The sequence below is a fragment of the Micromonospora sp. NPDC002411 genome, assembly GCF_053592955.1.
In genome coordinates this window covers 1-11,868 of record NZ_JBSFBM010000216.1, presented here as the reverse complement: position 1 = coordinate 11,868, position 11,868 = coordinate 1, and the positions used below count along the sequence as shown (strand labels likewise).

General features: G+C 72.1%; 7 protein-coding genes and 2 pseudogenes. 6 read left to right on the top strand and 3 right to left on the bottom strand.

Going from position 1 to position 11,868, the window contains the following annotated elements; genetic code table 11:
• Window positions 1-28: 28 nt before the first annotated feature.
• Window positions 29-985 carry a 2,3,4,5-tetrahydropyridine-2,6-dicarboxylate N-succinyltransferase gene (gene dapD / locus ACWCO3_RS23350; protein ID WP_145779064.1) on the bottom strand — a complete coding sequence of 319 codons (957 nt, stop codon included), beginning with the start codon at window positions 983-985 and terminating at the stop codon, window positions 29-31.
• A 77-nt stretch (window positions 986-1,062) separates the two neighbouring features.
• On the opposite strand from dapD, the gene dapE reads away from it, so the two are divergent.
• The 5 genes and pseudogenes from dapE to ACWCO3_RS23325 all read left to right on the top strand — a co-directional run bounded on the left by dapE (window position 1,063) and on the right by ACWCO3_RS23325 (window position 7,000).
• Window positions 1,063-2,136, top strand: coding sequence for a succinyl-diaminopimelate desuccinylase (dapE, locus tag ACWCO3_RS23345; RefSeq protein WP_145779065.1), 1,074 nt, complete (start codon window positions 1,063-1,065; stop codon window positions 2,134-2,136).
• Window positions 2,137-2,500: 364 nt separating this feature from the next.
• Window positions 2,501-3,364, top strand: coding sequence for an LOG family protein (locus ACWCO3_RS23340; RefSeq protein ID WP_145779066.1), 864 nt, complete (start codon window positions 2,501-2,503; stop codon window positions 3,362-3,364).
• Entirely contained in the window at window positions 3,364-3,909 is a 546-nt protein-coding gene (locus ACWCO3_RS23335; RefSeq protein WP_145779067.1) for an LOG family protein, read from the top strand. Before ACWCO3_RS23340 ends, ACWCO3_RS23335 begins: the two co-directional genes overlap by 1 nt.
• An 83-nt stretch (window positions 3,910-3,992) precedes the next feature.
• Window positions 3,993-6,347 (top strand): annotated as a pseudogene (locus tag ACWCO3_RS23330) (ATP-dependent helicase); the annotation flags it as partial.
• 293 nt (window positions 6,348-6,640) lie between these two features.
• Complete coding sequence (locus ACWCO3_RS23325) at window positions 6,641-7,000, top strand: YciI family protein (protein WP_145784169.1); 360 nt, start codon at window positions 6,641-6,643, stop codon at window positions 6,998-7,000.
• A 12-nt stretch (window positions 7,001-7,012) separates the two neighbouring features.
• On the opposite strand, the gene ACWCO3_RS23320 is transcribed toward ACWCO3_RS23325, so the two are convergent.
• Window positions 7,013-7,399 (bottom strand): cytidine/deoxycytidylate deaminase family protein, encoded by a 387-nt coding sequence (locus ACWCO3_RS23320; protein WP_244311807.1) that lies wholly within the window; start codon window positions 7,397-7,399, stop codon window positions 7,013-7,015.
• 149 nt (window positions 7,400-7,548) lie between these two features.
• On the opposite strand from ACWCO3_RS23320, the gene hrpA reads away from it, so the two are divergent.
• Window positions 7,549-11,613, top strand: coding sequence for an ATP-dependent RNA helicase HrpA (gene hrpA, locus ACWCO3_RS23315; RefSeq protein ID WP_450012007.1), 4,065 nt, complete (start codon window positions 7,549-7,551; stop codon window positions 11,611-11,613).
• 54 nt (window positions 11,614-11,667) lie between these two features.
• On the opposite strand, the pseudogene ACWCO3_RS23310 reads toward hrpA, so the two are convergent.
• A pseudogene (locus tag ACWCO3_RS23310) lies at window positions 11,668-11,868 on the bottom strand (hypothetical protein); the annotation flags it as partial.

Sequence of the window (11,868 nt, the reverse complement as noted above, 5' to 3'; positions counted from 1 at the left end):
GCCGAGTGCCGCGGACCCGGCGGGGACGTCAGTCGTTGGCGTGCAGGGCGGCGTTCAGCTCGATGCCCCGGCCGGTGCGCGGCTTCGCCTCCAGCGCGCCGGTCACCGAGTTGCGCCAGAACAGCAGCCCGTCGACGCCGGACAGCTCGCGGGCCTTGACCACCCGGCCGTCGGGGAGGGTGACCTTCGACGCGGCCGTGATGTAGCAGCCGGCCTCGACCACGCAGTCGTCGCCGAGGGTGATGCCGACCCCGGCGTTCGCGCCGACCAGGCTCCGCTCGCCGATGCTGATCTTCTCGGTGCCGCCGCCGGACAGGGTGCCCATGATCGAGGCGCCACCGCCGATGTCGGAGCCGTCGCCGACGAGCACGCCCTGCACGATCCGTCCCTCGACCATTGAGGTGCCGACGGTGCCGGCGTTGAAGTTGACGAAGCCCTCGTGCATCACCGTCGTGCCGGCGGCCAGGTGGGCGCCGAGGCGGACCCGGTCGGCGTCGGCGATCCGCACACCGGAGGGCACCACGTAGTCGGTCATCCGGGGGAACTTGTCCACCCCGTACACCGACAGGTGCCGGCCCGCCGCCCGCTCGATGACCCGCAGCTCGTCCACCCGCTCCGGAGGGCACGGCCCGGCGGACGTCCAGGCCACGTTGGCCAGCTTGCCGAAGATGCCGTCCAGGTTGAGCTGGTTGGGTCGCACCAGGCGGTGCGAGAGCAGGTGCAGACGAAGGTACGCGTCGGACGCGTCCTTGATCGGGTCGTCCAGCGAGATCACCGTGACCACCTGGACGGTACGCAGACCAGGTAGCGCCCGGTCGCCGAGCGCGGCCGGCGGCAGGTCGAGCACGTCCGCCTTGTCCTCGCCGGCAACCAGCGGCAGCTCACCCAGGCCCAGCTTGCCGGTCGGGTACCAGGTGTCGAGCACCTGCTCGTCTGCGGTGACCGTGGCCAGGCCGATGCCCCAGGCCGAATCTGCGGACGTCACTGTTACACCTCTCGGTAGCGGCCGGCTGGCCTCAGCTCACTGCTCACGCTGACAGACCTGAAGGTACCGTGCGAATCATGGAGAACCCGCTGACCCCCGAGGTCCTCGCCGATCCGGTACAGCTGACCCGCGCTCTGGTCGACATCGAGTCCGTGTCCCTCAACGAGAAGGCGATCGCCGACTGCGTCGAAGAGGTCCTGCGAGGCGTACCGCACCTGAGCACCCACCGGCACGGCAACACCGTGATGGCGCGCACCGACCTCGGTCGGTCGCAGCGCGTCGTGCTGGCCGGGCACCTGGACACCGTGCCGCTCAACAACAACTTCCCGTCGACCATGCGTGGCGACCTGATGTACGGCTGTGGCACCTCCGACATGAAGTCCGGCACCGCGTACGCGCTGCACCTCGCGGTGACGCTGCCCGACCCGCGCTACGACGTGACGTACTTCTTCTACGAGGCCGAGGAGATCGAGTCCCGGTACAACGGGCTGAACCTGGTCGCCCAGGCGTACCCGGAGTGGCTGGAGGCGGACTTCGCGGTGTTGCTGGAGCCGACGTACGGCATCGTCGAGGCGGGCTGCCAGGGCACCATGCGCTCGGTGGTCACCACTACCGGGGTGCGCGCCCACTCGGCGCGCTCCTGGCACGGGGTGAACGCCATCCACGCCGCTGGTGAGGTGCTGCGACGCCTTCAGACGTACGAGGCCCGTCGGGTCACGATCGACGGCTGCGACTACCGCGAGGGCATGAACGCGGTGCGGATCGGCGGTGGAGTGGCGGGCAACGTGGTCCCCGACCACTGTGAGATCGAGGTCAACTACCGGTTCGCCCCGGATCGCAGTCCCGCCGAGGCCGAGGCGCACCTGCGGGAGGTGTTCGCTGGCTTCGAGGTGGTGGTGACCGACATCGCGCCCGGCGCCGCTCCCGGGCTGGAGGCGGCTCCGGCGAAGGAGTTCCTGGCGGCGGTGGGCGCTGCGCCGATCGGCAAGCTGGGCTGGACGGACGTGGCCCGGTTCGCGGCCATGGGCATCCCCGCGCTGAACTTCGGCCCCGGTGACCCGAACCTCGCCCACCACCCCGACGAGCACGTCGAGATCAGCAAGATCCGTGACGGCGCGGCGACCCTGCACCGCTGGCTGGCCCCGGCCTGACCGGTCGCGGGGCTCTCGGCCCCGGTGATCAAGAGGTTTGCGTCAGCCTGGCCCGTTGTCGGCGACGCAAACCTCTTGATCGGATCCGGTTGGTGCGGGGGAGGCGGGGGAGAGGTTCAGGTCCCGGGTGCGGCGGCGTTCGGCCACGACGTCTCGGATTCGTCGCTGCATCTGGCGACGGATGCGGACCATCTCGCTGTTACTGATCACGCTGTCTCCTCCCCCGAAGGCGCGCGCCGGGGCATACCCGGTATGTGAATAGTAAGACGTACGGGAGAGCCGAATAGTTGCCCTTGATCGCGAACTATTTCTCGGCGTCCCCGCCCCGCGCACCCGGCGGGTGCTGCTCCACTACGGTTGCTCCATGAGCCAGAGCAACGGGCGGGAGGCCGGTCGCGGTCCCGGGCAGGAGCGACACCGGGGAGCGGTCACACTGCGCAGAGGTGCGATCCCGAGCAGCACGGCCGACCAGCGGTTGCTGGATTCGCGGGGCCGGGGCGACTGGAAGACCAAGGACGCCTGGCGCGCGCTGCGCATCCTCTCCGAGTTCGTCGAGGGCTTCGACACCCTCGCCGACCTGCCGCCGGCCGTCAGCGTCTTCGGCTCTGCGCGCAGCGGACCGGACAGCGCCGAGTGTCAGCTGGCCGAGCAGTTGGGCGGCGCGCTCGCCCGGGCCGGCTACGCGGTGATCACCGGGGGTGGGCCCGGTGTGATGGAGGCCGCCAACCGTGGTGCCAGCGAGGCGGGCGGGCTCTCCGTCGGGCTCGGCATCGAGCTCCCGTTCGAGCAGGGCATCAACGAGTGGGTCGACCTGGCCATCGACTTCCGCTACTTCTTCGCCCGCAAGACCATGTTCGTCAAGTACGCCCAGGCGTTCGTCGTGCTGCCCGGCGGTTTCGGCACCATGGACGAGCTGTTCGAGGCGCTCACCCTGGTGCAGACCGGCAAGGTCACCCGGTTCCCGGTGGTGCTGATGGGAGTCGCGTACTGGCAAGGGCTGCTGGACTGGCTGCGCGACACGATGGCCGCCGACGGCAAGATCGGCCCGGTCGACCTGGAGCTGATCTGTCTCACCGACGACGTCAACGCGGCGGTCCGGCACATCGTCGAGGCCGAGGCCGCACTGTCCGCCGAGCAGGAGGCGGTCCGCGACGAGGTCGTCGCCCGTACCGGCGCTGACCAGCAGGCCGCAGCCGTTCAGGCCGCCGAGCAGCCGCGGGACAACTGATGGCGGCGATCTGCGTCTTCTGCGCCTCGTCCCGCACCCTGGACCAACGCTGGTTGGACCTGGCCACCGAGACCGGCGCCGAGCTGGCCCGGCGTGGGCACACGCTGGTCAGCGGCGGAGGCTGCGTCGGCATGATGGGAGCGCTGGCGGACGGCGCGCGGTCCGCCGGTGGGCGCACCCTCGGGGTGATCCCCCAGTCGCTCGTCGATCTGGAGGTCGCCGACCTGGCCTCGGACGAACTGCTGGTCACCGACTCGATGGCCAGCCGCAAGACCCTGATGATCGAGAAGTCGGACGCCTTCCTCACCCTGCCCGGCGGGCTGGGCACCCTGGACGAGCTGTTCGAGGTCTGGACCACCGCGACCCTCGCCCTGCACGCCAAGCCCATGGTGCTGATCGACACCGACGGGTTCTTCCGCCCCCTGCTGGACTGGCTCGACAGCCTGGCCGAGCAGAACTTCCTGAAGACCGCAGGCCGCGACCTCCTCACGGTGGCCACCACCGTCCCGGAAGCCCTGGACGCGCTGGAGTCCCGCCTGACCTGATCCCCGTCCCCCGTCCCCTCCGCTCCCTCCGGTTGATCATGAAGTTAGCGGTGCCGCTGTCGGCGTGTCGCGCCGCTAACTTCATGATCGACGGAGCTGGATGGGGTGGGGTGGGGCCTGGGTGGGGTGGGGGCGGGTGGGTGTCGTACGGGTTTGATGGGATGAGCTGATGCAGGCGTACCGGTTGGTGCGGCGGTCTGGTGGGCCGGCGCGGGAGGACGACGGCGTGCCTGGCGGCAGCGCCGACGGCACCGTGCTCACCGACCAGAGCGCCCCGGCCGCTGGTGGCGTCGTCGGCAGCGGGCTGGCCGACCGGGACGGCGGGGCGTCTGGCCGACGGGTCGACCCCGTGCAGGCCGAGGTGGTCGGGCACACCGACGGCCCGATGCTCGTGCTCGGCGGCCCGGGCACCGGCAAGACCAGCACCCTGGTCGAGGCGGTCGCCGCCCGGGTGGCCGAGGGGGTCGATCCGGAACGGATCCTGGTGCTGACCTTCGGCCGTCGAGGAGCCACCGCGCTGCGGCAGCGCATCGAGGCCCGGATCGCGCAGGACGGCCACCGGGTGTTGCGCGAGCCGCTGGTGCGCACCTTCCCGGCGTACGCCTTCGGGTTGCTCCGCCGGGCCGCCGCCGAGCGGGGTGAGCCCTCGCCCCGGCTGCTCACCGGCCCCGAACAGGATCTGATCATCCGCGAGCTGCTGGACGTGGTGGGCGAGGAGCCCGAGGACGACCCCGTCGGCTGGCCGACCGACCTGCGCCCCGCCCTGCGTACCCGGGCGTTCGCCGGTCAACTACGCGACCTGCTCATGCGCGCCGCCGAGCGGGGCGTGGGCCCGGTCGACCTGGCCCGGCTGGGCGAGAAGCTCGGCCGCGACGACTGGCCGGCTGCCGCCCGCTTCCTCCGTGAGTACGTCAGCGTGCTCGCGCTGCGCGACGTCAGCAACCGGGGCTCCATCGCGTACGACCCGGCCGAGCTGGTCCGGGCGGCCACCGGGCTGCTGCGCGACGACGAGGAGTTGCTGGCCGCCGAACGCCGCCGCCTCGCTCACGTCTACCTCGACGAGCTGGCCGACACCGACCCCGCCCAGATGGAGCTGCTCTCGGTCATCGCCGCCGGAGGCACGTCACTCGTCGCGTTCGCCGACCCGGACTCCTCCACGTACGCCTTCCGGGGTGCCGACCCGGCCGGGGTGGCCACGTTCCCGCACCGCTTCCGCACCGCGTCCGGGGCGCCGGCCGCACAGGTGCTGCTGTCCACGTCGTACCGGGCCGGGCCGGATCTGCTCGCGGCTGTCGCTCGGCTGGGCCGCCGGCTGCGCGGTCCGGCGGCGCACCGCCGGCTGCACCCGCTGCCGGACGCGCCGCCCGGGACGGTCGAGGTCCACACGTTCCGCTCCGCGACCAGCGAGGCTTCGTGGCTGGCCCACGCACTGCGCTCGGCCCATCTGCTCGACGGCGTGCCCTGGTCGCGGATGGCGGTGCTGGTGCGGTCCACCGCGTTGCAGTTGCCCACCCTGCGACGGGCGTTGCACGCGGCCGGCGTGCCCACAGTGGTGCACGGCGAGGACCTGCCCCTGCACCTGCAACCGGCGGTCGCGCCGTTGCTCCTCCTGCTGCGTTGCGCGCTGGAACCGGACCGTCTGGACGAGGAGGCGGCGGTCGCGCTGCTGCACTCGCCTCTGGGCGGCGCCGACCCACTGGCCGAGCGGCGGCTGCGGCAGGGCCTCCGCGCGCTCGCGCTGGCCGGCGGTGACCGACGCCCGTCCGGGGAGCTGATCGTGGAGGCGCTGCGCGATCCCGCGGAGCTGGCCGACATCGACCGGCACTGGGCCGAGCCGGCGCAGGCGGTGGCCGGGCTGCTGGCCTGCGCGCGGGACGCCGCCGCCCGACCCGGGTCGACCGCCGAGGACGTGCTCTGGGCGGTCTGGCACGCCAGCAACCTCGCCGAGCGCTGGGCGGGCGCGATCATCCAGGGCCGGCCGGCGGCCGGTGAGGGTGACCTGGCCCGGCGGCGGCGGGCCGAGGCGGCCGACCGCGACCTGGACGCCGTGCTGGTGCTCTTCGACGCGGCGGCCCGGTTCACCGACCGACTGCCCGGTGCGCGCACCGAGGTCTTCCTCGACCACGTGCTCGCCCAGGACCTGCCGGCCGACACCATCGCGCCGACCGCCGACCGGGGCGCGGCGGTACGCCTGCTCACCGCGCACGCCGCGAAGGGCCTGGAGTGGGACCTGGTCGCGGTGGCCGGCGTACAGGAGGGCATCTGGCCGGACCTTCGACTGCGCGGCAGCCTGCTCGGTTCCGAGCGGCTGGTCGACGTGTTGGCCGGTCGGTCCGTCGACGGGGCGACCGCGGCGAACGTGGTGGGTCAGACCTCCGCGTTGCTGGACGAGGAGCGCCGGCTCTTCCACGTCGCCACTCGTCCCGCTCGGGCCCGGTCGCCACCGCCGGCATGGCCGGTGGGATCCGCAGTGGCGCGACGTACTTCGGGATGTCCCCGGCGTCCAGCGGTGCCACCGCGGCCAGCGCCCGCCCCGATGCCGCCCAGCCCGCCGGAACCAGAGCCGCCGCACCGCCGGCCGCACCCGCAGCGAGCACCTGTCGCCTGCTGACCATGCCGCGCCTCCCATCGCCTTCTCCCCAGAAAGAGAATGAGTTTCGCGGACGATCACAGGACGGACAGATGGCGGTTGACACCCAGAAGAGGGACATTCGCGTCATAGGGTGTAAGCATGCGATTCGACCAGCACACGGTCGTGCTCCTGGTCCGACCGTCGGATCCGCCAGAGCTGCCACAGGACGCGATCGATCGGCTGCAGCACGCACACCTCGCCCACCAGGCGGGCCTCGTGGAGCAGGGGTTGGTGCTCGCCGCCGGCCCGTTCCTGCACGGCGACGACGAGCACCTCCGTGGATTCGTCGTGCTGTCCATCGCGCCGGACGAGGCGCGCGCCCTCTACGCCAACGACCCGGCCGTGCGGGCCGGCCGCCTGCTCGCGCAGGTCACCACGTGGCTGCTTCCGGAGGGCAACCTGCGGTTCGAGGGCGTGCCGGTGCCTCGGTCGATGATGGAGGCGGCCTCCGGCGACTGATGCCGGAGCGGGTCAGCCGGCCGTGCCGTTCCCGGCCGCTGTCGCCAGGTCCGCCAGCGGGACCACCCGCAGGTCGTCCACCGGGCCGATGATCACCCGCAGTGCCGGGAAGTAGTCCCGCAGGACCCGAACACACCTGTCACAGGGCGCGGTCACCTCGCGGCCCCGGTCGGCGACCGTGACGATCGTCTCCAGTTCGGTGATTCCCTGGGTGGCGGCCGTGCCGATGACCACCAGCTCGGCGCAGACACCTCCGGTCGCGTGCTGGACGTTCACCCCGGTGAAGACCCGTCCGTCGGCGTTCCGGGCGGCCGAGGCGACGGTGTGGTGCTGGCTGCGACACCGCAGCTTGGCGACCGCCGTGGCGGCCTGCACCAACGCACGGTCGGTGTCCCGCATGTCCATTCGGCTCCCCCAGCGCTCGACGTCGGCCGCCAACTCTAGGGCCCGCTTCTGGCTGTCCGGGGACGGGAGGTGACAGTCGGAGAGCCGGCAGCGCGGTAACCCAGGGGCGGTGCGCCGTCGGGCTGCCTATCCTTGGGCACGACATGCAGAATCCAACCGCCTCCGTCGCGACCGACCCGGTCCGCGAGCTGCACCGCCGCCTCACCCCTCTGATGTTCCGCGACCAGCGCCGGCTCCAGCGGCGCCTCGACGGTGCCCGCAAGCTGCGCGACCCGCAGCGCCGGGAAGCGGCCCTCGCTGAGATCACCGCCGAGGTGGCCCGGGCCGAGCAGCGGCTCGCCACCCGACGAGCGGCGGTGCCCGTGATCACGTACCCGGCGGGGTTGCCGGTCAGTGAGCGCAAGGACGACATCGCCGCCGCGATCCGCGATCACCAGGTGGTGATCGTGGCCGGCGAGACCGGCTCCGGCAAGACGACTCAGCTCCCGAAGATCTGCCTGGAGCTGGGGCGCGGGGTGCACGGCCTGATCGGGCACACCCAGCCCCGGCGGCTGGCCGCCCGGACGGTGGCCGACCGGATCGCCGACGAGCTGGGCACCGAGCTGGGTGACGTGGTCGGCTACAAGGTGCGCTTCACCGACCAGGTCAGCGAACGCAGCCTGGTGAAGCTGATGACCGACGGCATCCTGCTGGCCGAGTTGCAGACCGACCGGATGCTGCGCCAGTACGACACGTTGATCATCGACGAGGCGCACGAGCGCAGCCTCAACATCGACTTCATCCTCGGGTACCTGCGGGAGCTGCTGCCCCGCCGCCCCGACCTCAAGGTGATCATCACCTCGGCGACCATCGAGACCGATCGGTTCGCCCGGCACTTCGTCGGGCCGCCCACCGCCGACGAGCCGGAGGGCGTACCGGCGCCGGTGGTCGAGGTCTCCGGGCGCACCTACCCGGTGGAGGTGCGCTACCGCCCGCTGCTGGAGGTCGCCGAGGGCGAGGAGGACGGTGACGGCGACGAGGAGAACGTCCGCGACCAGATCCAGGCGATCGGCGACGCCGTCGAGGAGCTGGCCGCCGAGGGGCCCGGCGACATCCTGGTCTTCCTCAGCGGCGAGCGGGAGATCCGGGACACCGCCGACGCGCTGGGCAAGCTGGTGCAGAAGAAGCGGTCGCTGCTCGGCACCGAGATCCTGCCACTGTACGCCCGACTGTCCTCCGCCGAACAGCACCGCGTCTTCGCCGCGCACAGCTCACGCCGGGTGGTGCTCGCCACCAACGTCGCGGAGACCTCGCTGACAGTGCCCGGCATCAAGTACGTGGTGGACCCGGGCACCGCCCGCATCTCCCGCTACTCCAGCCGGCTCAAGGTGCAGCGGCTGCCCATCGAGCCGATCTCGCAGGCGTCGGCCAACCAGCGCAAGGGCCGCTGCGGCCGTACGTCGGACGGCATCTGCATCCGCCTGTACGACGAGCAGGACTTCCTGTCCCGACCCGAGTTCACCGACCCGGAGATCCTGCGGACCAACCTGGCGTCGGTCATCCTCCAGATGACCGCGATCGGGCTCGGCGACCTCGCCGCGTTCCCGTTCATCGACCCGCCGGACAAGCGCAACATCACCGACGGCGTCAACCTGCTGCACGAGCTCGGCGCGTTGGACCCGACCGAGGCCGACCCGGCGAAGCGGCTCACCGCGCTCGGCCGACGCCTGGCTCAGCTCCCGGTCGACCCCCGTCTCGCCCGGATGGTGGTCGAGGGCGAACGCAACGGCTGCGCCACCGAGGTGTTGGTGATCGCCGCCGCGCTCTCCATCCAGGACCCGCGCGAACGGCCGGCGGAGAAGCAGGCCCAGGCCGACCAGGCGCACGCCCGGTTCGCCGACAAGGAGTCCGACTTCGTCGCCTACCTCAACCTGTGGCGCTACCTGCGGGAGCAGCAGCGAGAGCTGTCGTCCAGCGCGTTCCGCCGGATGTGCAAGGCGGAGTACCTGAACTACCTGCGGGTCCGCGAGTGGCAGGACATCGTCGGCCAACTGCGGCAGGTGCTGCGTACCCCGGCCGAAGGTGACCGGCGCGGTGGGCGGCCGGCGCGCGACGCCTCGGACGACGCGGACGCCGGCCGGGGTCGCCGGGGTGGCACGGACCTGCCGGAAGAGATCGACACCCCGAAGGTGCACCAGTCGCTGCTGCCCGGCCTGCTGTCGCACATCGGGCTCAAGGACGCCCAGAAGCACGAGTACCTGGGCGCGCGGGGCGCGAAGTTCGCCGTCTTCCCCGGCTCGGCGCTGTTCAAGAAGCCGCCGCGCTGGGTGATGGCCGCCGAGCTGGTGGAGACCTCCCGGCTCTGGGGTCGCATCGCCGGCCGCGTCGAGCCGGAGTGGGTCGAGCCGCTGGCGCAGCACCTGGTCAAGCGCAGCTACAGCGAGCCGCACTGGGAGAAGAAGCAGGCCGCGGTGATGGCCTACGAGAAGGTCACCCTGTACGGCGTCCCGCTGGTCAGCTCCCGCAAGGTCAACTTCGGGCGGATCGACCCGGCGTTGAGCCGGGAGCTGTTCATCAGGCACGCCCTCGTCGAGGGCGACTGGCAGACCCACCACCAGTTCTGGGCGGACAACAAGCGGCTGCTCGCCGAGATCGAGGAGCTGGAGAGTCGCGCTCGACGCCGCGACATCCTGGTCGACGACGAAACCATCTTCGGCTTCTACGACCAGCGCATCCCGGCCGACGTGTCCTCCGGCCGGCACTTCGACAGCTGGTGGAAGAAGACCCGCCGCGAGCAGCCCGACCTGCTCACCTTCACCCGCGACGTGCTGGTCAACGACGGTCGCCCGGGGGTGGACGAGGGCGACTACCCGGACGAGTGGCTGACGCAGGGGGTGAGCCTGCCGCTGACGTACCGCTTCGAGCCGGGCACGCCCACCGACGGCGTGACCGTCGACATCCCCCTGCCGCTGCTCAACCAGGTGCCGGCGGAGAGCTTCGACTGGCAGGTGCCGGGGCTGCGCGAGGAGACGGTGATCGCGCTGATCCGCTCGCTGCCCAAGGCGATCCGCCGCAACTTCGTCCCGGTGCCGGACTACGCCCGCGCCGCTCTGGCGGCGATCACCCCGGGCGAGGAGCCGCTGCTGGACGCGCTGACCCGGCAACTGCGCCGGATGACAGGTGTCACGGTGCCTCGCGACGCCTGGGAGCCGGGCAAGCTCCCCGCGCACCTGCGGGTGACCTTCCGGGTGCTCGACGCCGACGAGAAGCCGGTCGCCGAGGGCAAGGACCTGCCGGCCCTGCAACGTCAACTCCGCCAGGAGGTACGCCAGGTGGTGGCGGCCGCCGCCCCGGAGGTGGCCCGTACCGGGCTGCGCGAGTGGAGCATCGGCACCCTGCCACGGACCATCGAGCAGGTCCGTGCCGGCTACGCGGTGACCGCGTACCCGGCGCTCGTCGACGAGGGCGCGACGGTCGGGGTGAAGGTGTTCGACTCCCCCGCCGAGGCGGAGGCGGCGCACTGGGCCGGCACCCGTCGGCTGCTGCGGCTCACCGTGCCGTCCCCGGCGCGGTTCCTCCAAGGCCGGCTCGACAACGCGGCGAAGCTGGCGCTGAGCCGCAACCCACACGGCGGCGTGCAGGAGCTGATCGAGGACGCGGCCGGCGCGGCCATCGACCGGCTGATCGGCGCGGCGGGCGGCCCGGCGTGGGACGCCGGCGGCTTCGCGGCGCTGCGCGAGAAGGTCCGCGCCGACCTGGTCGACACAGTGGTCGAGGTGATGGACCGGGTTCGCAAGGTCCTCGCCGCCGCCTACGCCGTCGAGCAGCGCCTCGGCGCCACCCGCAACCTCGCGGTGGTGGCCGCCCTGGCCGACATCCGCAGCCAGCTCGCCGGGCTGGTGCACGCCGGGTTCATCACCGAAACGGGGTACGCGCGGCTGCCCGACCTGCTGCGCTACCTCAGCGCCATCGAGCGCCGGATGGAGCGGCTGGGCGGCAACCCGCAGCGTGACCGCCAGCAGCAGGACCGCATCGCGACGGTGCAGAAGGAGTACGCGGACCTGCTCGCCAACCTGCCGCCGGCCCGCCGGCAGGAGACCGCCGTCCGGCAGATCCGCTGGATGATCGAGGAGTTGCGGGTGAACGTCTTCGCCCAGGCGCTGGGCACTCCGTACCCCGTCTCGGAGCAACGGATCTACCGCGCGATGGACGACGCGGAGGGTCGCTGACGAGCCCGGCCGGGCTGCCGCTTGTTGCGGCGGCGGCCGGCGGGTCGGGTCTCGTCAGGTCAGTGGCTCGACGCCGGGCGGCAGCTCGCCCCGCTCGATCGCGGACTGGATGTAGTCGAGCAGGATCCGCCGGAGTTCCCGCCCCGCGTGGGTGGGCACGATGTCGCCGCCGACGTCGCCGCCATCGATTTCCCCGTCCAACGCTGGCCGCACGCCGACGACACCCCGCTCACCCAGGTCGTCGGCTACCGCAAC

Coding starts and splice junctions, on each gene's coding strand:
- dapE (WP_145779065.1), top strand. CDS start 1,063: ATGGAGAACCCGCTGACCCCCGAGGTCCTCGCCGATCCGGTACAGCTG.
- ACWCO3_RS23340 (WP_145779066.1), top strand. CDS start 2,501: ATGAGCCAGAGCAACGGGCGGGAGGCCGGTCGCGGTCCCGGGCAGGAG.
- ACWCO3_RS23335 (WP_145779067.1), top strand. CDS start 3,364: ATGGCGGCGATCTGCGTCTTCTGCGCCTCGTCCCGCACCCTGGACCAA.
- ACWCO3_RS23325 (WP_145784169.1), top strand. CDS start 6,641: ATGCGATTCGACCAGCACACGGTCGTGCTCCTGGTCCGACCGTCGGAT.
- ACWCO3_RS23320 (WP_244311807.1), bottom strand. CDS start 7,399: ATGCGGGACACCGACCGTGCGTTGGTGCAGGCCGCCACGGCGGTCGCC.
- hrpA (WP_450012007.1), top strand. CDS start 7,549: ATGCAGAATCCAACCGCCTCCGTCGCGACCGACCCGGTCCGCGAGCTG.